Consider the following 19,717-nt stretch of genomic DNA (forward strand, 5'->3'; position numbering starts at 1 on the left):
TATTCAGTGGGTGTCTAGCTTGCCACGAGTGTGCCGTTCTCAACACGAACGCGCTGACCCTGCTGGAACGGCGGCGCTTCATGGTAGGTGAAGTAACGCGTCTTGCCGCTTTCCATCCGCACGCGCACCGAGTACGACGTGGTGCTGCGGATATGTTTTTCGACCGAGTTGCCGGCAAGGCCGCCACCGAGCGCGCCGAGAACGGTCATCGCGGTGCGGCCGTTGCCACTGCCGAACTGATTGCCGACCACGCCGCCGGCTACCGCGCCGCCGACTGCACCGATACCCGTGCCATGACCTTCCTGACGTACCGCCGAGATGGCTTCGACCGTGCCGCATGTCGAGCAGTAGGCCGGTTGTGCGGGCTGTTGCTGGGCGTAATCAGGTGCCGGTCGAGCCTGTTGCTGCTGCGCGTATTGCTGCTGCTGGGCGGGCGTGGGGGTGGGTGCCGGCTGCGGTTGCTGAGCCGCCTGCTGTTGGGCAGCCTGCTGCGCCGTGGGGTTGGCGGGCGCTGCCGAATCGACTACGCCCGGCTGTGTGCCTTGCGTAGAGACTTGCGCCGCCTGAGTTTGATCGTTTTGCGTGCCGTTGCTGGACGCTTTCGGAAACAGGCCCGTAACGGCCGCCGTGGCGGCCAGGCTCGCGATGATCACCGCACCGGCAGCGGTCGCGACCAGCGGGTGTATCCGGCGTTGTTGCGCAGGCTGTTGGGATTGCGTGGTGGGTTGCGTGTTGGGATTGTCCATTTTGGCCTCCGTCTTTAGCAGAGTCGACTTTTAGTAAGGCAAAGTGTCTGACAAATCGATTCCGCAAGGGTTTCAATTTGTAACGATTTCCGGGCAATCATCCTGACGGCGCCGCGTTGGAGGCACGTGCTCGAATGGTGATCCCATACAGCCTGGCCCGGCAGGGTGGGCAGTTTTTACCGATGGTTACAAACTTGCGGCGAGCCGCCACACGTCTTCGGAGCAGCAAGAAAAACGCCCGGCTCATGCCGGGCGCTTGGGGTGTGTTCAACCGCAACTTCGACCGCGCGGCGATCAGTCTTCGCGGCGCAGATGCGGGAACAGAATCACATCGCGGATGCTCGGGCTGTCGGTCAGCATCATGACAAGGCGGTCGATGCCGATGCCGCAACCGCCGGCCGGCGGCATGCCGTATTCCAGCGCGCGAATATAGTCCGCGTCGTAGAACATCGCTTCTTCGTCGCCGGCGTCTTTCTGGTCGACCTGCTTCTTGAAGCGCGCTGCCTGGTCTTCCGGATCGTTCAGTTCCGAGAAGCCATTGGCGATTTCACGGCCGGTGATAAACAGTTCGAAACGCTCCGTAATGCCTTCAACCTTGTCCGACGCGCGCGCGAGCGGCGACACCTCGATCGGATAATCGATGATGTAAGTCGGCTCCCACAATTGCGACTCGGCGGTTTCTTCGAACAGCGCCAGTTGCAGCGAACCGACGCCCGCGTTCAGGAACTGCGGCTGCGACGCATCCACGCCGAACTTCTTCAGCTCGGTGCGCAGGAAAGCGCTGTCGGCGAGTTGCTCGTTCGTGTATTGCGGCGCGTATTTCTGGATGGCTTGCGTGATCGTGAGGCGATGGAACGGCTTCGCCAGATCGAGTTCGCGGCCCTGATACGTGATGGTAGCCGTGCCCAGCGCGTCGATCGCCGCCTGGCGGATCAGCTGCTCGGTGAAATCCATCAGCCACTTGTAGTCGGTGTACGCGGCGTAGAACTCGATCATCGTGAATTCCGGATTGTGGCGCACGGACACGCCCTCATTGCGGAAGTTACGGTTGATCTCGAACACACGCTCGAAGCCGCCGACCACGAGGCGCTTCAGATACAGCTCCGGCGCGATACGCAGGAACATCTGCATGTCGAGCGCGTTGTGGTGCGTGGTGAACGGCTTGGCCGCCGCGCCGCCCGGAATCGGGTGCAGCATGGGCGTTTCGACTTCCATGAAGTCGGCGTCCGACATGAACTTGCGGATCGACGAAATCGCCTTGGTGCGCGCGACGAACGTCTTGCGCGTTTCCGGCGTGACGATCAGATCGACATAGCGCTGGCGATACTTCATTTCCTGGTCGGCCAGACCGTGGAACTTGTCGGGCAGCGGACGCAGCGACTTCGACAGCAGACGCAGTTCCGTGCAGCGCACCGACAGTTCGCCCTTGTTGGTGCGGAACAGCACGCCGCGCGCCGCGACGATGTCGCCCATGTCCCACTTCTTGAAGGCGTCGTACGTGTCCTGGCCAACGTCGGCAGGCGTAATGAAGAACTGGATCTGACCCGAACCGTCGCGCACCGTCGCAAAGCTTGCCTTGCCCATCACGCGTTTGAGCATCATGCGGCCGGCGATCGCGACTTCGAGCGGATTCGCTTCGAGCGCTTCCTTGTCGGCGTGCTCGTATTGCGACTGCAGATCTTCGGCGTGGTGCGAGGGGCGGAAATCGTTCGGATAGGCGACGCCTTGCTCACGCAACTCGCGCAGCTTTTCGCGGCGCTCGGTCATGATCTTGTTGTCGTCCACCTCGGGCACGACATTTTGCTGGGCCGCATTAGGCTGGGTCGGTTCGGTCATGATGATTTGGTATTCGGTGGCCCGCACGCGAGTGGCGCGCTTGCGGGTGGCCAGTCAGTAAAAACCTCAGGCGGTGTAAAGAAACAGCGAAGAAACAGAAAGAAGCAGCAGAAGACGGCGAAGATGCGGCGCGGCTTTTTCAGGCCGCGCCGATTGCGCTTAGACGCCCTGTTTCAGGCTGGCGCTGATGAACGGATCGAGGTCGCCGTCGAGCACACTCTTCGTGTTGCTGATTTCGACGTTGGTGCGCAGATCCTTGATACGGCTGTTGTCCAGCACGTACGAGCGGATCTGATGACCCCAGCCCACATCGGTCTTGCCGGCTTCGAGCTTGTCCTGCTCTTCCTGACGCTTGCGGATTTCCGCTTCGTACAGGCGCGATTTCAGCATGGCCATGGCTTCGGCACGGTTGCGGTGCTGCGAACGGTCGTTCTGACACTGCACGACGATGCCCGACGGCATGTGCGTAATACGCACCGCGGAGTCGGTCTTGTTGATGTGCTGACCGCCCGCGCCGGACGCGCGGTACGTGTCGATCCGCAGATCGGCCGGATTGATGTCCACTTCGATCGAGTCGTCGATTTCCGGGTACACGAACACCGAGGAGAACGACGTGTGACGGCCGCCCGACGAGTCGAACGGCGACTTGCGCACGAGGCGGTGCACGCCGGTTTCGGTGCGCAGAAAGCCGTACGCGTATTCGCCTTCGATCTTGATCGTGGCGTTCTTGATGCCTGCGACGTCGCCGTCGGTCTGTTCCAGCACTTCGGTCTTGAAGCCCTTACGCTCGCAGTAGCGCAGATACTGGCGCAGCAGCATGGACGCCCAGTCGCACGCCTCGGTGCCGCCGGCGCCGGCCTGGATGTCCAGGAACGCGTTGTTCGGATCGGCCGGGTTCGCGAACATGCGGCGGAATTCCATGTCGGCCACGCGCTGTTCGATGCCTTGCGCGTCGGCTTCGCAGGCGAGGAGGGTTTCCTCGTCGTCTTCTTCGCGGGCCATGTCGAACAGGTCCTGCGCGTCGCGCAGGTCGTTATCGAGCGACGTGAGCTTGCCCACCGTGTCGTCGAGCAGCTTCTTTTCCCGGCCGAGGGCCTGGGCGTGCTTCGAGTCGTTCCAGACGTCCGGGTCTTCGAGTTCCCGGTTGACTTCGATTAGACGCAGTGCTTTGTCGTCGTAGTCAAAGATACCCCCGTAGCGAGTCCGCGCGAGTGCGCAGGTCCGCCAGTGAGGCTTCGATCGCGTTGAGACGTTCCGCTTCCATGTCGATCTTTTATAGCTTCGTAAAAAGACGAAATTATAGCCGATCGGCGCGCCGCGCCGGAGGCTCTTGAGCGATCCGGCGCGTGTTTGGGATTGATTTTGTGGAGATTTTCGACGTTTTCAGGACGCCGGACACCGGACACCGGCGCGCTGCGCGAGCTTCAACTCGCCGCGTCAGGTCGCCACCTCGCCTTCGGTCTCTTTTCTTCCGCGCCACCTGCAGTCCGTAGCCTCAACTCGCCGCGTGCTCGACGATCAACTGCACGCGCGATACGCCGTTCCACGTATCGCTCGCGAGACGGTAGGCGACCGTGGTGCGGGCGGGCAGGGTGTCCGTGTGGTTGAACCAGATCGCGTTGAAGCGCTGGCGGCCGCGCACGAGTTGCAGTTTCAGGTGCTTGTCCTTCACCAGCGCCTGGGACGCGATATCGAATTCGCCCGAAAACACGGGCGCCGGAAAGCCTTGACCCCACACGGCGGCGTCGAGCATTTCGACGAATTGCGGCGTGAAGTACGCGTCTTCGAGCTCGCCGTCGGTTTCCACCGTGCGCGAGAGCGCCTCTTCGGACAGCCATTCGCGGCCGACCGCTTCGAACGCGGTGGTGAAGCGCGGCACGTCCGCGGCGGCGAGCGTAAGGCCCGCGGCCATGGCGTGGCCGCCGAATTTGACGATCAGGCCCGGCTCGCGCTTCGAGATCAGGTCGAGCGCGTCGCGCAGATGGAAGCCCGCAATGGAGCGGCCCGAGCCTTTGACGGTCTGGCCGCTGTCGTCGGCGAGCGCGAAAGTGAAAGAGGGCCGGTGGAATTTCTCCTTCAGCCGTCCTGCGACGATGCCGATCACGCCCTGGTGCCAGTCGGGATTGAAGAGCGTGATGGTGGTCCTGCCGTCCGGGTCGATCGCCGAGAGGTCGTCGAGCGCCTGTTGCTGCATGCCGGCTTCGATTTCGCGGCGCTCGCGGTTCATCGTGTCGAGTTGCTGCGCGAGGTCCCAGGCGCGGCCGATGTCGTCGGTCGTCAGGCATTCGATTCCGAGCGACATGTCCGACAGGCGGCCCGCCGCATTCAGGCGCGGCCCGAGCGCGAAGCCGAGGTCGAACCCCGACGCGCTGCGGGCGTCGCGCGCGGCCGCGCGAAAGAGCGCGGCGATGCCCGGCTGCATCTTGCCTTTGCGGATGCGCTGTAACCCTTGCGCGACCAGCACGCGGTTATTGCCGTCGAGCTTGACCACGTCCGCGACCGTGCCGAGCGCGACCAGATCGAGCAGACCGTCGAGGCGCGGTTCGGGGAAGTTATCGTTGAACGCGCCACGGCGGCGCAATTCCGCGCGCAACGCGAGCAGCACATAAAACATCACGCCGACGCCCGCAATGCACTTGCTCGGAAACGTGCAGCCCGGCTGGTTCGGATTGACGATCGCGCGGGCGGGCGGCAGTTCGTCGCCGGGCAGGTGGTGATCCGTGACCAGCACGTCGATGCCGAGCGCGTTGGCCGCTTCCACGCCGTCCACGCTGGCGATGCCGTTATCCACCGTGATCAGCAAGTCCGGTTTGCCCGACGGATTGCGCGCCGCCAGCGCGACGATCTCCGGCGTCAGGCCGTAGCCGTATTCGAAACGGTTCGGCACCAGGTAGTCGATCCGGCCGCCGAACATGCGCAGGCCGCGCACGGCGACCGCGCAGGCGGTAGCGCCGTCGCAGTCGTAGTCGGCGACCACCAGCATGCGACGCTGGTTCTGGATCGCGTCGGCGAGCAAGGCGGCGGCGTCTTCGCAGCCTTTGAGCGCGACCGGCGGCACGAGCCGGGCGAGGCCCGTTTCGATCTCGTCGGGCATGCACACACCGCGCGCCGCGTAGAGGCGCGCGAGCACCGGATGCAGGCCGTGGCGGGTGAGAATTTCAGCGTCGACGGGAGAGCAGGCGCGCGTAACGATTCGAGTCATTCGGAAAGGCCGTGGATCATTCGTTGGGTCATTCGATCATTCATTCGATGAACAGCGAGGCGAGCACGCGCCGCCGCCAGAATTTGCGCAGATCGCCGCGCGTAACGGAGAGCGTCACCGAGCCGGTGTCGCCGCACAGGGTCAGGCCGAGTTCGCCGAGCTCGCCGGATTGCAGCGCGGCGAGCGCCGGTTCGAACCAGTCTGTTTGCAAGGCGGCGAAGGCGTCGTTCCAGCGCGCCCAGTCCTGCTCGATGTAGGCCGCGGAGAACGGATCGAGTTCGACCAGCGTGGAGCCGCTCGTGTTCGTGTTTGCATTCGAGTTGGCGTTGAGCGCTGGCGCGCCGCCCGACGTGCCACGCAGCGCGTTATCCACAGCGCCGCGCGTCGCGCCCGCCGCCCGCAGCGCCGCAAACGACGCCGGCGGCGCAGCCGCCGCGACGCCCGAGGTCATCGCGAGGCCACGTGTGGCGGCGGCGTCGGAGAACACCCGTGCAAACGGGCTGCGCACCGGTTGCGCCGCGCCTTGCGCGTGAAACCAGATCGAGTTGACGGCCGGCAGGCCGCGCGCTTCGCGCGCTTCATTGACCGGATGTTCGAACCATGCCATTTGCACTTCGTTCTGCAGCTTCATCCAGGCGCGCGAACGCTCGCCGGAATGCGCCTCGTGCGGCAGCCAGATTTCAATGTTGCGCCCGCTCGCGCGCAACGGCGACGCGCCAGCCAACGTGCCGAACCCTTCGCCCGACAGATACCAGCGCGCGGGCCGCGGCGCTTCGATACGCACGCCGAGTTCCTCGATCAGCGGCCGCGCGACCGCGAGCAGGGCGCCGGCTTCCGCATCGGACAGATCGAGCGAGGCCGGATCGATGAGCACCAGATGGTCGTGCGCGATGCGCACATGCACCGGCTGCACGCAGGCCCATGTCGCGTTGCCGGGTTCACCGCCGTCGGCGCGCAGCATGTAGGGCGCGAGCGGCGCTTCGTCGGCGGCGGCCGCGCCGCTCGGCAGCGCGCCGAACTGGCGCGCTACCCAGCGCTCGTGCGGCAGCGTGCGCTGAAAGTCTTCGCCGATCACGCGCTCCACCAGCGTCGCGCGTGAAATCAGCCGGTCGAGGGCGGGACTGCGGATATCGTGAAGGGCGGTTGCGGCGTCCGCTGCGGCGGGCAGCGCGAAGGGCAGGAGAAGATGGAGGCGGTTGGCGAGCATGATGCTGCGCATTGTAGGGCAAAGAGTGCGAGTATTCCGTCCATCAGCTCCCGCTTGCTGAAGCCGCGGCGGCGGGCCATGCGTTCGCCGCCGTATCAGCCTGGCCTGGTCAGACCCGGGCCTGAAGCGTGGAGCAACAGCCGCGCGCGGCGGCACCGCGCAGACGACGATGGAGACCGTCATGTCGCGTGAACTCAAAACCGAACAGGAACTGCTGGCGCTGGTCGTCAAGGCGCTCGATGCCAATCCGGCCACGGCCGGCTGGATTCCAACCGGTTTTCACGAAACCGTGGACGACGAGACCGGCTGCAACTGGGATATCAGCCATCTGCACCGCGACCGCAAGGACGCCGACGTGCGCGAGGCGGCCAACAGCGCCGCAGCGGACATCATCAATGAACTGCGCGGGCGTTACAACCTGCGGTAGGTGGAATAGTTGTGCGTTTCGCGGCCGGCCATTGCGCCTGCGCGCCGCTGCAGACTGCCTTTGCGCGAGTCGGCGGCATTGTATGGCAAACTTCGCGCTTGATTGGTGGTGGCAGTCGCGGTGCCAGCGGCGGCGGGCGTCTTCCAGACCGCCGCGGATCGGGGTGGCGCGCCCATTGCTATGGGCATGGCGCGTCATGCCGGAACCATCCGCTGCGCAACGACACCAATAATCACGACGCTCGGGCCGCACGGCAGGCGCTTCACGCCTTCGTGCGCGGCACAAAGCCGAAGAAACGCAGAAAAGGATTCGCTTGAAATTTCCCTACGAATGGCAGATTGGCTGGCGCTACACCCGCGCCGGCAAACGCACGACCGGCAACGGCTTCATTTCCTTCATCGCGCTCGTCTCGATGTCGGGCATCGCGCTCGGCGTCGCGGCGCTGATCGTCGTGTTGTCCGTGATGAACGGTTTTCAGAAAGAGGTGCGCGACCGGATGTTGTCGGTGCTTGCGCACGTGGAAATTTTCTCGCCGACCGGGTCGATGCCCAACTGGCAGTTGACCGCCCAGGAAGCCCGCCAGAACAAGGAAGTGATCGGCGCGGCGCCGTATGTCGAAGCGCAGGCGCTGCTCACGCGTCAGGACGCGGTGAGCGGGGTGGCGCTGCGCGGCGTCGAGCCGTCGCTCGAGCCGCAGGTGTCCGATATCGGCAAGGAGATGAAAGGCGGCAGTCTGAACGCGCTGGTGCCGGGCGATTTCGGCATCGTGCTCGGCGCCGATCTCGCCACCAGTCTCGGCGTCACGGTCAACGACAAGATCACGCTGGTCGCGCCGGAAGGCACGATCACGCCCGCCGGCATGCTGCCACGGCTCAAGCAGTTCACGGTGGTCGGCATCTTCGAGTCGGGGCATTACGAATACGACAGCACGCTCGCGCTGATCAACATCAAGGACGCGCAGGCGCTGTTCCGGCTGCCCGCGCCGACCGGCGTGCGGCTGCGGCTGACCGACATGCAGCGAGCGCCGGAAGTCGCGCATCAGCTCGCGCGCACGCTGTCCGGTGATCTGTACATTCGCGACTGGACGCAGCAGAACAAGACCTGGTTCTCGGCGGTACAGATCGAAAAACGCATGATGTTCATCATCCTCACGCTGATCATCGCGGTGGCGGCGTTCAATCTGGTCTCGTCGCTCGTCATGACGGTGACCAACAAGCAGGCCGACATCGCGATTCTGCGCACGCTCGGCGCGCAGCCAGGCTCGATCATGAAGATCTTCGTGGTGCAGGGCGTAACGATCGGTTTTATCGGCACGGCCACCGGCGTCGCGCTCGGTTGCCTGATCGCGTGGAGCATTCCGTGGCTCGTGCCCATGATCGAGCACATGCTCGGCGTGCAGTTCCTGCCGCCGTCGGTGTATTTCATCAGCGAATTGCCGTCCGAACTGATTCCGGCCGACGTCGCGCGGATCGGCATCATCGCCTTCGTGATGTCGGCGCTGGCAACCTTGTACCCGAGCTGGCGTGGTGCGAAAGTCCGTCCCGCGGAGGCACTGCGCTATGAATGACCGTTCCGCTACTCTATCCATGGCTTCTTCAGATACCGTGCTGCATCCCTATGTGCTGGAAGCGACCGGCATTTCCAAGTCGTTCGTGCAGGGCGGTCTGAACGTGACGGTGCTCAACAACGCGGAACTGAACGTGCGGCGCGGCGAGAAGCTGGCGATCGTCGGCGCGTCGGGGTCCGGCAAGAGCACGCTGCTGCATGTGCTCGGCGGCCTCGACGACCCGAGCGCCGGGCATGTCTCCGTCATGGGCAAACCGTTCACCAAGCTCTCCGAGCGCGAGCGCAACGACCTGCGTAACCGCGCGCTGGGATTCGTGTATCAGTTCCATCACCTGCTGCCCGAGTTTTCCGCGCTCGATAACGTCGCGATGCCGCTGCGAATCCGCCGCATGTCCACCGAAGCGTCGCGCCGCGAAGCGCTCGCGGTGCTGGAGCGCGTCGGTATGGGGCATCGCGCGAAGCATCGTCCGGGCGAGTTGTCGGGCGGCGAGCGTCAGCGTGTCGCGATTGCGCGCGCGTTGGTGACGAAGCCCGCCTGCGTGCTGGCCGACGAACCGACCGGCAATCTCGACGGCGGCACCGCCGACACCGTGTTCAACCTGATGCTCGAACTGTCGCAAACGCTTGAAACGAGCTTCGTGATCGTCACTCACGATCCGGAACTGGCGGGGCGTTGTGACCGCATCATGCGGCTGCGCGACGGCGTGCTGCACGAAGAGCCGGTGGTGCCGGTCTGATTGCCGGACACCGGGAGCCTGGGCTGAGCCGTTAGCGAGGCACGCCATGTGGATCGATACGCACTGTCATCTCGATGCTTCGGAATTCGACGCCGACCGCGCGCAGGTCGCGGCGGCGGCGCAGCGCGCGGGCGTGGGGCGGATCGTGATTCCGGCGATCGGACGCGAGAATTTCGCCAGGGTGCGCGAACTGGCGCACCGGGTCGCCGGCGGCGCGTATGCGCTCGGCATCCATCCGTTGTTCACGCCGTCGGCGCAAGAGAGCGATCTTGATTTGTTGCGCATGGAAATCGAGGCGAGTCTCGACGATCCGCTGTTTGTCGGTATCGGTGAGATCGGGCTGGATTATTTCGTCGACGGTCTCGACGACGCGCGCCAGCAGTTCTTCTACAACGCTCAATTGCAACTCGCACGCGAATTCGATCTGCCGGTGATCTGCCATGTGCGCAAATCGCAGGATCAGGTGATCAAGGGACTCCGGCGGCATCAGATTCATCGCGGCATTGCGCATGCATTCAACGGCAGTTTTCAGCAGGCTCAGGCGTATATCGACCAGGGCATGCATCTCGGTTTCGGCGGCAATCTGACGTTCGAGCGGGCGCGGCAAATCCGCCGCCTCGCCGAACAGTTGCCGTTCGACGCACTGGTCGTCGAGACCGATGCGCCGGACATCGCGCCGGCCTGGATCTACAAGCAGCGCAACTCGCCGGAGCAGATTCCAGCGATCGGCGCGGGCCTCGCGGAACTGCGCGGCATGACAGCCGATGAAGCAGCCCTAGGCACAACGGCTAACGCGCTCGCCGCGCTGCCGCGGCTCGCACTTTCCTCTGCATAATTGAACTCGATGGTCTGAGTGGTTCGCGCCGGGCGACACCCACGTCCGGCGGGTTCGTTGACGCCCGCGCGTAGGCGTTGTGTCGTCCGGCGTCTGCTGGCGGAGGGCGGATGCGGGCATGGTGGTGCGGGTTTGCGTTGGGAGTGGTCTGGCTGCAGCGGCAGGCGGCGCTGCCGGATTGGGTGGCGATGTGCGGGCTGGTGATGGTCGTGTGCGCTGCGGTTGTCGTGGCGGTGTGGGGGTTGGGCGGGGCTGAGGGGTTGGTGGAGGGGCATGGGGCGGTGGGTGCGGCAGCCGGTTTGGCTGCTGGCGCGAAGGAGTGTTTAGCTCCGGCGTCGGCGTCGGCGTCGGCGTCGTCGCCGCCGCCAACCGCCGCGCCTACGTTTGGCGCGTACGCTCGCGCCGCGAAGCTCGCTTCACTCATAACTCGCGTCCGCTTTACCCCGCGCCTGCGTTCAGTCGCCGGTTGGGGCGCCCTGTGGTGCGCCGCGTTGTGCGCGGGCTTCGGCTACGCCGCCCTGCGCGCGGAGATGCGCCTCGCGGTGAGCTTGCCGACTGCATGGGAAGGCCGCGATATCGAAGTCTCCGGCACGATCAAAGGCTTGCCGTCACGCGACGAAAACGGCGCGCGTTTTCTATTCGACGTCGAATCGGCCGACGCGCCTATTGCCAATTTCCCGCGTGTGATCCAGCTATCGTGGATTGCCGAAGATGCGCCGCCGCCGATCCTCGAACCCGGCGCACGCTGGCAGTTGACCGTCCGGCTCAAACGTCCGCATGGCAACGCCAACTTCGGCGTGCGGGATGCCGAGGCCAATCTGCTCGCCCGCAACGTGCGGGCCACCGGCTACGTGAGCGCGCCGGCTCGCGCGGTGCGATTGGGTGGCCACGCACGCGGGATCGGCGTGACGGTGGACCGCTGGCGAGCGGCGCTGCGCGCGCGGATCCTCGCGGTGCTCGGGGATGCGCCCCACCGCGGGATCGTCGTGGCGCTCGCCATCGGCGCGCAGGACGAAGTCAGCGCCGCGGACTGGCTGCTGATGCGCGGCACGGGGACGAGTCATCTCGTGGCGATTTCGGGACTGCACATTGGCTTCGTCGCGGGCCTCGCGGGCTGGCTCGCGGGAGCGCTGTGGCGGCGCACCGGCTGGATCGGCCGCGACTGGCCCTTGCGGCTGCCCGCACAAGTCGTCGCGATGACGGGCGGTGCGCTGTTCGCCGCGCTGCACGCCGCGTTGGCCGGCTTCAATGTGCCGGCGCAGCGCGCGCTATGGATGGCGGCTGTGGTCGCGCTCGCGTTCGTCAGCGGGCGCAATGTGGCGCGATCCGCGGTGCTTGCATGGGCATTGGGGCTCGTGCTGCTGATCGATCCCTGGGCGGTCGTGTCGGCGGGATTCTGGTTGTCCTTCTGCGCGGTCGCGGCGATCCTGTTCGCCATGTCGGGACGCCCGCAAGTGCAGGACCACGAACAGCACCACGACGATGCGAACGAGAACGGTGAGGCACCGTCCTGGCTATCGAGGCTGCGTGCCGGATTGCCGCGCCGCGTGCGCGGCGCCGGCGAAAGACTGCGCAGTGCGGCGCAGGTGCAGTTCGCCGTGACAGTCGCGCTCGCGCCGCTCACCGTTTACTGGTTCGCGCAGATTCCGCTGATCGGTCCGCTCGCGAATGCATTCGCGATTCCGTGGGTGAGCCTGCTGGTGACGCCGTCGGTACTGGCGGGCGTCGCGCTGCCCGCACCGCTCGACGTCTACGCGTGGCATGTCGCGCATGCTTTGCTGGAATGCCTGGCTGCGGGCTTGCAGCGGCTGTCGGGTCCCGCCTGGGCGCTCTGGCGCCTGCCGCAACCGGATGCGTGGACGCTGGCCGCCGCCGCGCTCGGCGTGCTCTGGTGTCTCGCGCCGCGCGGCTGGCCGTTGCGCTGGGCCGCACCGCTGACGTGGCTGCCGCTCGTCATGCCGGCGCCGTCCGGGCCACCGCACGGCAGCTTCCGCCTCACGGCGCTGGACGTCGGTCAAGGTACGTCCGTGCTGGTGGAAACGGCGCGTCACACGTTGCTGTTCGATACGGGCCCGGGACCGGAGTCGACTCACGCGGGCGAGCGGGTGGTCGTGCCGTTCTTGCAGGCGCACGGTGTGAACGCACTCGATACGCTGATCGTCAGCCACGCCGATTCCGATCATTCGGGCGGCGCGCCCGCCGTTCTCGACGCGATCGAGGTGCATCAAATGGTGGCGGCGTTGGCGCCGTCGAATACGCTGTGGTCGAACGCGCGCCGGCACGGCGCCGACACGCTGCCCTGCGCGGCGGGGCAGCGCTGGCAGTGGGACGGCGTCGAGTTCACGATGCTCTGGCCCGACGCCGGTCCGCTGCAAGGCAAGCCGAACGCGCATTGCTGCGTGCTGCGGGTCAGCACATTGCCGCCCGCCACCGGCCAGCCGACCGCGGGCGTTCAAACCGTTCAAAGCGTTCAAGCAACGCCGCCGGTCATGACCGCCCTGCTCACAGCGGACATCGAGGCGCCGGTCGAACGTGTTCTGCTCGCGCGTGACCGCGGCGCATTGCAGGCGCAGGTGCTGGTCGTGCCGCATCACGGCAGCAAGACCTCGTCGACCGAGCCGTTCCTCGACTCTATCGACCCGCTCGTCGCGCTATTTCAGGTAGGCTATCGCAACCGTTTTCATCATCCGCATGCGGGTGTGTTCGAGCGCTACAAGGCACGGCAGATCGAACTTGGCCGCAGCGATACGGACGGTGCGGTGCGGGTCGAGGTGAACCCGGGCGCCGGGTCGAATCCTCGCGCCACGAGCGAAAGTGCCGGGCTCACGCTCGAGCGTTATCGCGACACGCAGCGCCGCTACTGGATGGACCGCTAGCAGGCTTGTCGGCGAAATGCCGGCCGGCATGGATGGATGAACGCAGCAGGACCGCACAAGAAGCGCGCTGCTGGGCAGAGTGCCTGCGCGCAAGCGCGCACGGAAGCCCCCGCCCGCAAAAAACAGAACGGAGATAGCCGCAGTTGAAAAACATCATCCACTTCTCGCACGCGAACGGCTTTCCGGCGTCGACCTACCGGACGATCTTCGCCGAACTCGCCGACGACTACGAACTGCGCTCCATCGAGCGGATCGGTCACGACGCGCGCTTTCCGGTGACGCAGGACTGGCCGCATCTGGTCGAGCAGTTGCTCGACGACATCGGCAGAACGTACGAACACCCGGTGTGGCTGGTGGGACATTCGCTCGGCGGCTATCTGTCGCTGATGGCCGCGCTGAAAAAGCCGCAGTGGGTGAGAGGGGTCGTGATGCTCGATTCGCCGGTGATCGCCGGCTGGCGCAGCAGCATGCTGCGGGTGTCGCAATGGACCGGCCTCGACGAGCGTCTCTCGCCCGCGGCCGCCACCCGTACGCGCCGCACCCAGTGGGCGAGCCGCGACGAAGCGTGGCGGCATTTCCATTCGAAGCCGGCATTCGCGCGCTGGGATGAGCGCATGCTCTCCGACTACATCGACTTCGGGATTCCGCAAACTTCGCCGGACGGCTCGCGTTCGCTGGCGTTCGATCGCCGCACCGAGTATCAGATCTATAGAACCTTGCCGCATACGCTCGGCTCGCGGCTCGCCCGGGGCGCACCGGTGCCGGTAGGTTTCATCGCCGGCACGCGTTCGAAGGAAATTCGCCAGGCCGGTCTCGCGGCCACCCGCCGCGCGACCGGCGGTCATGTGGAATGGATCGAGGGCAGTCATCTGTACCCGATGGAAAAACCGCTCGAAACCGCGCGCGCGGTGCAACGCATGTTGCATGAACTGGAGCGGCGCGCCTGACGCCGCGTTGAGTGCGGCGCATGGCCGCCGCGCCCGCGCCGCAAAAAACGGTGCATGATCGACCTGCGGCGACGGCCGCCGCGGTGGCATATGCGTGCGCAGACATCGCTCGGATTTTGCTGGGTTGAGACCCTGCTTTACGGTATAATCCGTTTTTCCCGCGAGCATCCAGCGATGACCAAATATGTTTTCGTCACCGGCGGCGTAGTATCTTCCCTCGGCAAGGGTATTGCCGCCGCTTCCCTCGCCGCGATCCTCGAATCGCGCGGTCTTAAAGTCACCCTCCTCAAGCTCGATCCCTACATCAATGTCGACCCCGGCACGATGAGCCCGTTTCAACACGGCGAAGTGTTCGTGACGGAAGACGGAGCGGAGACCGACCTCGACCTCGGCCACTATGAGCGCTTCATCAGCACGAAGATGCGCAAGGCCAATAACTTCACCACGGGCCAGATTTACGAATCGGTGATCCGCAAGGAACGCCGCGGCGATTATCTCGGCAAGACGGTGCAGGTCATCCCGCACATCACGAACGAAATCCAGGCGTTCATCGAACGCGGTGCGGCTTCCGCAACGTGCGGTGAGCCGGACGTCGCCATCGTCGAAGTGGGCGGCACCGTGGGCGATATCGAATCGCTGCCGTTCCTCGAGGCCGCGCGTCAGATGAGCCTGCGCATGGGCCGCAACAGCGCGTGCTTCGTGCACCTCACGCTGGTGCCTTGGGTTGCCACGGCCGGCGAACTGAAGACCAAGCCCACGCAGCACAGCGTGCAGAAGCTGCGCGAAATCGGTATCTCGCCGCACGTGCTGCTGTGCCGTGCCGACCGCCGCATTCCGGACGACGAGCGCGCGAAGATCTCCATGTTCTCGAACGTGCCGGAAGACGCCGTGATCTCCGTGTGGGACGCGGACAGCATCTACAAGATTCCGCAGATGCTGCACGATCAGGGCCTCGACGCGATCATCTGCGAAGAGCTCAAGCTCACGCCGAAGCCGGCCGATCTGTCCATGTGGTCCGATCTGGTCGAGAAGCTGCAGCATCCGAAGAATGAAGTCACGATCGGCATGGTCGGCAAGTATGTCGATCTGACCGAGTCGTACAAGTCGCTGATCGAAGCGCTGCGCCATGCGTCGATGCATACGTCGACCAAGGTCAACATCGAATACATCGACTCGGAAGAAATCGAGACGCAAGGCGTCGAAAGCCTCAAGCATCTGGACGCGGTCCTCGTGCCGGGCGGCTTCGGCCGTCGTGGCACCGAAGGCAAGATCGCCGCGATCCGTTATGCGCGTGAAGCGAAGGTGCCGTATCTCGGCATCTGCCTCGGCATGCAGCTCGCCGTGATCGAATTCGCCCGCGACGTGGTGGGTCTGAAAGACGCGAACAGCACCGAGTTCGATCAGGAAACGCCGAACCGCGTGGTCGCGCTGATCACCGAATGGTACGACCGCGAAGGCCGCGTCGAGAAGCGCACGGAAGAGTCGGATCTGGGCGGCACGATGCGCCTCGGCTCGCAACGCTGCCCGATCAAACCCGGCACGATGGCCGAAGAGATTTATGGCAAGGACGTGAACGAGCGCCATCGCCACCGTTATGAAGTCAATAACCGCTTCGTGCCCCAACTCGAAGCGGGCGGCCTTATCATCAGCGCCCGTACCCCGAGTGAAGATCTGCCCGAAATGATGGAATTGCCGCGCAGCATGCACCCGTGGTTCGTCGGCGTGCAGTTCCACCCGGAATTCACGTCCACGCCGCGTGACGGCCATCCGTTGTTCAAGTCGTTCGTCGAAGCAGCGCTCGCGCACCACGAGGCAAGCACGGCGACCGCAGTCGGGGAGAAAGCATGAAACTGGGCGATTTCGAAATCGGGCTCGACAAGCCGTTTTTCCTGATCGCAGGCACCTGTGTCGTCGAATCCGAACAGATGACGATCGACACAGCCGGCCGGCTGAAGGAAATCTGCGCGAAGCTGAATATTCCGTTCATCTACAAATCGTCGTACGACAAGGCCAACCGCAGCAGCGGCAAGTCGTTCCGCGGTCTGGGCATGGACGAAGGTTTGCGCATCCTGTCCGAAGTGAAGCGTCAACTCGGTCTGCCCGTGCTGACCGATGTTCACGCCGAGCACGAGATCGAGCAGGTCGCCTCGGTGGTCGACGTGCTGCAAACGCCGGCTTTCCTGTGCCGTCAAACGGACTTCATCCACGCTTGCGCGCGTTCGGGCAAACCGGTCAACATCAAGAAGGGCCAGTTTCTCGCACCGCACGACATGAAGAACGTGATCGACAAGGCGCGTGATGCGGCGCGTGAAGCGGGTCTGTCGGAAGACCGTTTCATGGCGTGTGAGCGCGGCGTGTCGTTTGGCTATAACAATCTCGTGTCGGACATGCGCTCGCTCGCGATCATGCGCGAAACCAACGCGCCGGTCGTGTTCGACGCCACCCACTCGGTGCAGTTGCCGGGCGGGCAGGGCACGAGCTCGGGTGGCCAGCGTGAGTTCGTGCCGGTGCTGGCGCGTGCTGCGGTGGCGGTGGGCGTGTCGGGACTCTTCATGGAGACTCACCCGAATCCGGCCGAAGCCAAATCGGACGGTCCGAACGCGGTGCCGCTTCATCGCATGGCCGATCTGCTCGAGACGCTGGTTACGCTCGATCAGGCCGTCAAGCGCGCGCCGTTCCTCGAAAGCGATTTCAACTGATTCAGGCATTCACCGCGTGTCACGATCGGATTGCACAATCGGCACGCGGCGAATGCACACAATGGTCGTCGAACGTATCGGCGCGCAAGCAGTTTGCCGGGGAGACCGGTCTGCGCCAGATACAGTGTCACAGTAAAGAATTCAACGTCATTTCTTGAGGAAACCATGAGTGCTATCGTAGATATCATCGGTCGAGAGATTCTCGATTCGCGAGGCAACCCCACCGTCGAATGCGACGTGCTGCTCGAGTCGGGCACGATGGGCCGCGCTGCGGTGCCGTCGGGTGCGTCGACGGGTTCGCGCGAAGCGATCGAACTGCGCGACGGCGAAGCCGGCCGTTACGGCGGCAAGGGCGTGCTGAAGGCCGTCGAGCACATCAACACCGAAATCTCCGAAGCGATCATGGGTCTGGACGCTTCCGAGCAGGCGTTCCTCGACAAGACGCTGCTGGAACTCGACGGCACCGACAACAAGTCGCGCCTCGGCGCGAACGCAATGCTGGCTGTCTCGATGGCCGTCGCCAAAGCCGCTGCTGAAGAAGCCGGCCTGCCGCTGTACCGCTACTTCGGCGGCTCGGGCGCGATGCAACTGCCGGTGCCGATGATGAACATCGTCAACGGCGGCGCGCACGCCAACAACAGCCTGGACATCCAGGAATTCATGATCGTGCCGGTCAGCCAGCCGACCTTCCGCGAAGCACTGCGCTGCGGCGCCGAGGTGTTCCACGCGCTGAAGAAGATCCTGTCGGATCGCGGCATGAGCACGGCAGTGGGCGACGAAGGCGGCTTCGCACCGAACTTCGGCAGCAACGACGAATGCCTGTCGACCATCCTGCAAGCCATCGAGAAAGCAGGCTACCGCGCCGGTGAAGACGTGCTGCTCGCGCTCGACTGCGCAGCGAGCGAGTTCTACCACGACGGCAAGTACCAGCTGGCTGGCGAAGGCCTGCAACTGTCGTCGACGGAATTCGCGGATTACCTCGCGAACCTGGCCGACAAATTCCCGATCGTCTCGATCGAAGACGGCATGCACGAAAGTGACTGGGCCGGCTGGAAGATTCTGACCGACAAGCTCGGCAAGAAGGTCCAGCTCGTGGGCGACGACCTGTTCGTCACCAACACGCGCATCCTGAAGGAAGGCATCGAGAAGGGCATCGCCAACTCGATCCTGATCAAGATCAACCAGATCGGCACGCTGACGGAAACCTTCGCGGCGATCGAAATGGCCAAGCGCGCGGGCTACACGGCCGTGATCTCGCACCGCTCGGGCGAAACCGAGGATTCGACGATTGCGGATATCGCCGTCGGCCTGAACGCCGGTCAGATCAAGACGGGTTCGCTGTCGCGCTCGGACCGCATCTCGAAGTACAACCAGTTGCTGCGCATCGAAGAAGACCTCGGTGATATCGCCAGCTATCCGGGCAAGTCGGCGTTCTACAATCTGCGCTAATGGCTGTTGTGCTGGCGCTGACCGATGAGCCGGTCATCCTTCGTTTCTGATTGACCCCGCCGCCCTGCGTATAGCGCAGGGCGGCGTGTATTTATTGTGCTTACTTCATGCGGCTTGTCACTGCTGTCCTGATCGTTCTACTGGCGCTGATCCAGTACCCGCTCTGGTGGGGGCATGGCGGCTGGCTGCGCGTCCACGAGTTGCAGCAGCAACTGGCGCAGCAGGTACAAAAGAATGCCGACTCGAAGCTACGTAACGAGCGCATTCAAGGTGAAGTACAGGATTTGCAGAACGGCACGGCCGCGGTCGAAGAGCGGGCGCGCTATGAAATGGGCATGGTGAAGGACGGCGAAGTGTTCGTGCAGTTCGTATCGCCGAATGCGCCGTTGCCGACGGCGAACACGCCATCGGTGACCACGTCCACGCGCGGTGAGATGTCGGCGGCGCCGCTGCATGTGGTGCCGAATCCGGAATCGCGCGCGAAGCCGGATCGCAAGCACGGCGGCAAAGGTGCTGCGAACGAGAAGAAGCCTGCGCACTGAGCTTCGTTGGGGCTCAAGGGCTCAATACGAAAGACGTAAAAAAGGCACGGCGAGAACCGTGCCTTTTTCTTTAAGCTCGCTCGTCCGGTCGGATTCTCGCGGCGCGTGGGCTTGCCGCCGCTCACCAACCCCAGTACGGCCCGTAACCGACGCCAATTCCCGTACCCCAGCCGTGCCCCCAACCACCACCGTAGTAGCTGCCGTACACACTGACTGGCGGCGTGTAGTAACGCGACCAGGCTTGCGCCGCGTTTTCGGCGGCAATCGCCTGATTCTGCTCGGCCATGACCTGCTGGTCGATCGCGTCATAGCGCTGGCGCTCTGCGGGTGTCAGCGGTTGGGCGGTGCCGGCCATGCCCGACTGGTCGGCGGGCAGGCGGCTATAGATCGGCGACGGCCCCGGCGGGTCCATCATGCAGCCGGCCAGCATGCCACTGCCGACGACGATAGCCAGCACGGCGGCCGTGCGTGCGTGACGCAGCATCGGCATCAACGAAGCAGGGTGGTTCATGTTCGATCTCCATCGGTCGGATGCCTAAGCAAATCATGCGCCGCCTCGGCCCGCCAATGATTCAACGCAATGTTCGACGATGCTGTGCCGCCCGAGCCCTGAAAAGGCAGCGGGCGACACGGTATTGTCTGCCGTGA

At 64.5% G+C, this 19,717-nt stretch carries 16 protein-coding genes; 10 read left to right on the top strand and 6 right to left on the bottom strand.

All coding sequences use genetic code 11. The annotated features are described in order from the left end of the window. Positions 1-14: 14 nt before the first annotated feature. From AC57B1_RS37350 to AC57B1_RS37370, 5 genes are all read right to left on the bottom strand, one after another. Positions 15-746, bottom strand: a complete 732-nt coding sequence (locus AC57B1_RS37350) for a glycine zipper 2TM domain-containing protein (protein ID WP_496420193.1) — start codon at positions 744-746, stop codon at positions 15-17. Positions 747-1,040: 294 nt separating this feature from the next. After that, positions 1,041-2,582 (bottom strand): lysine--tRNA ligase, encoded by a 1,542-nt coding sequence (gene lysS, locus AC57B1_RS37355; protein ID WP_408347734.1) that lies wholly within the window; start codon positions 2,580-2,582, stop codon positions 1,041-1,043. 159 nt (positions 2,583-2,741) lie between these two features. Continuing rightward, a protein-coding gene (gene prfB, locus AC57B1_RS37360; RefSeq protein ID WP_143048276.1) for a peptide chain release factor 2 occupies positions 2,742-3,846 on the bottom strand; the annotation gives its coding sequence in 2 pieces (ribosomal slippage) (positions 2,742-3,764 and positions 3,766-3,846; 1,104 coding nt in all). A 231-nt stretch (positions 3,847-4,077) separates the two neighbouring features. Beyond that, entirely contained in the window at positions 4,078-5,784 is a 1,707-nt protein-coding gene (recJ, locus tag AC57B1_RS37365) for a single-stranded-DNA-specific exonuclease RecJ (RefSeq protein ID WP_496420194.1), read from the bottom strand. Between the two features lie 40 nt (positions 5,785-5,824). Next, positions 5,825-7,003, bottom strand: a complete 1,179-nt coding sequence (locus tag AC57B1_RS37370) for a regulator (RefSeq protein ID WP_496420195.1) — start codon at positions 7,001-7,003, stop codon at positions 5,825-5,827. A gap of 169 nt (positions 7,004-7,172) precedes the next feature. Here AC57B1_RS37370 and AC57B1_RS37375 point away from each other — a divergent pair, with 169 nt between their 5' ends. The 10 genes from AC57B1_RS37375 (at position 7,173) to ftsB (ending at position 19,069) form a co-directional block, all read left to right on the top strand. After that, a complete protein-coding gene (locus AC57B1_RS37375) occupies positions 7,173-7,418 on the top strand; it encodes a hypothetical protein (RefSeq protein ID WP_496420196.1) in 246 nt (81 codons plus the stop codon). A gap of 313 nt (positions 7,419-7,731) precedes the next feature. Next, positions 7,732-8,985, top strand: a complete 1,254-nt coding sequence (locus AC57B1_RS37380; protein ID WP_408185440.1) for a lipoprotein-releasing ABC transporter permease subunit — start codon at positions 7,732-7,734, stop codon at positions 8,983-8,985. Next, positions 8,978-9,721, top strand: a complete 744-nt coding sequence (gene lolD / locus AC57B1_RS37385; RefSeq protein ID WP_408347745.1) for a lipoprotein-releasing ABC transporter ATP-binding protein LolD — start codon at positions 8,978-8,980, stop codon at positions 9,719-9,721. The genes AC57B1_RS37380 and lolD overlap by 8 nt, the downstream gene beginning before the upstream one ends. Before the next feature lie 46 nt (positions 9,722-9,767). Further along, positions 9,768-10,556 (top strand): TatD family hydrolase, encoded by a 789-nt coding sequence (locus tag AC57B1_RS37390; RefSeq protein ID WP_496420197.1) that lies wholly within the window; start codon positions 9,768-9,770, stop codon positions 10,554-10,556. Between the two features lie 110 nt (positions 10,557-10,666). Further along, positions 10,667-13,432 (top strand): DNA internalization-related competence protein ComEC/Rec2, encoded by a 2,766-nt coding sequence (locus tag AC57B1_RS37395; RefSeq protein WP_496420198.1) that lies wholly within the window; start codon positions 10,667-10,669, stop codon positions 13,430-13,432. 143 nt (positions 13,433-13,575) lie between these two features. Beyond that, positions 13,576-14,379, top strand: coding sequence for an alpha/beta fold hydrolase (locus AC57B1_RS37400; protein ID WP_091792902.1), 804 nt, complete (start codon positions 13,576-13,578; stop codon positions 14,377-14,379). Positions 14,380-14,553: 174 nt separating this feature from the next. Further along, positions 14,554-16,227: a CTP synthase gene (pyrG, locus tag AC57B1_RS37405; protein ID WP_091792903.1), complete on the top strand. Its 1,674-nt coding sequence runs from the start codon at positions 14,554-14,556 to the stop codon at positions 16,225-16,227. Then, positions 16,224-17,078 (top strand): 3-deoxy-8-phosphooctulonate synthase, encoded by an 855-nt coding sequence (kdsA, locus tag AC57B1_RS37410; RefSeq protein ID WP_091792904.1) that lies wholly within the window; start codon positions 16,224-16,226, stop codon positions 17,076-17,078. Before pyrG ends, kdsA begins: the two co-directional genes overlap by 4 nt. A 165-nt stretch (positions 17,079-17,243) precedes the next feature. Further along, on the top strand, positions 17,244-18,527 hold the full coding sequence (gene eno, locus AC57B1_RS37415; protein ID WP_054038196.1) for a phosphopyruvate hydratase: 1,284 nt from the start codon (positions 17,244-17,246) through the stop codon (positions 18,525-18,527). Positions 18,528-18,634: 107 nt separating this feature from the next. Beyond that, positions 18,635-19,069, top strand: a complete 435-nt coding sequence (gene ftsB, locus AC57B1_RS37420; protein ID WP_091792905.1) for a cell division protein FtsB — start codon at positions 18,635-18,637, stop codon at positions 19,067-19,069. A 121-nt stretch (positions 19,070-19,190) separates the two neighbouring features. On the opposite strand, the gene AC57B1_RS37425 is transcribed toward ftsB, so the two are convergent. Beyond that, on the bottom strand, positions 19,191-19,580 hold the full coding sequence (locus AC57B1_RS37425) for a hypothetical protein (RefSeq protein ID WP_408347757.1): 390 nt from the start codon (positions 19,578-19,580) through the stop codon (positions 19,191-19,193). Positions 19,581-19,717: the final 137 nt, after the last annotated feature.

It is taken from the genome of Paraburkholderia sp. BGA-UO-ETr-F21 (genome assembly GCF_059567925.1).

Bases quoted from the DNA above. Each gene is read 5' to 3' on its own strand.
- AC57B1_RS37350 (WP_496420193.1), bottom strand. From the start codon at position 746: ATGGACAATCCCAACACGCAACCCACCACGCAATCCCAACAGCCTGCG.
- lysS (WP_408347734.1), bottom strand. From the start codon at position 2,582: ATGACCGAACCGACCCAGCCTAATGCGGCCCAGCAAAATGTCGTGCCC.
- recJ (WP_496420194.1), bottom strand. From the start codon at position 5,784: ATGACTCGAATCGTTACGCGCGCCTGCTCTCCCGTCGACGCTGAAATT.
- AC57B1_RS37370 (WP_496420195.1), bottom strand. From the start codon at position 7,003: ATGCGCAGCATCATGCTCGCCAACCGCCTCCATCTTCTCCTGCCCTTC.
- AC57B1_RS37375 (WP_496420196.1), top strand. From the start codon at position 7,173: ATGTCGCGTGAACTCAAAACCGAACAGGAACTGCTGGCGCTGGTCGTC.
- lolD (WP_408347745.1), top strand. From the start codon at position 8,978: ATGAATGACCGTTCCGCTACTCTATCCATGGCTTCTTCAGATACCGTG.
- AC57B1_RS37390 (WP_496420197.1), top strand. From the start codon at position 9,768: ATGTGGATCGATACGCACTGTCATCTCGATGCTTCGGAATTCGACGCC.
- AC57B1_RS37395 (WP_496420198.1), top strand. From the start codon at position 10,667: ATGCGGGCATGGTGGTGCGGGTTTGCGTTGGGAGTGGTCTGGCTGCAG.
- pyrG (WP_091792903.1), top strand. From the start codon at position 14,554: ATGACCAAATATGTTTTCGTCACCGGCGGCGTAGTATCTTCCCTCGGC.
- kdsA (WP_091792904.1), top strand. From the start codon at position 16,224: ATGAAACTGGGCGATTTCGAAATCGGGCTCGACAAGCCGTTTTTCCTG.
- eno (WP_054038196.1), top strand. From the start codon at position 17,244: ATGAGTGCTATCGTAGATATCATCGGTCGAGAGATTCTCGATTCGCGA.
- ftsB (WP_091792905.1), top strand. From the start codon at position 18,635: ATGCGGCTTGTCACTGCTGTCCTGATCGTTCTACTGGCGCTGATCCAG.
- AC57B1_RS37425 (WP_408347757.1), bottom strand. From the start codon at position 19,580: ATGAACCACCCTGCTTCGTTGATGCCGATGCTGCGTCACGCACGCACG.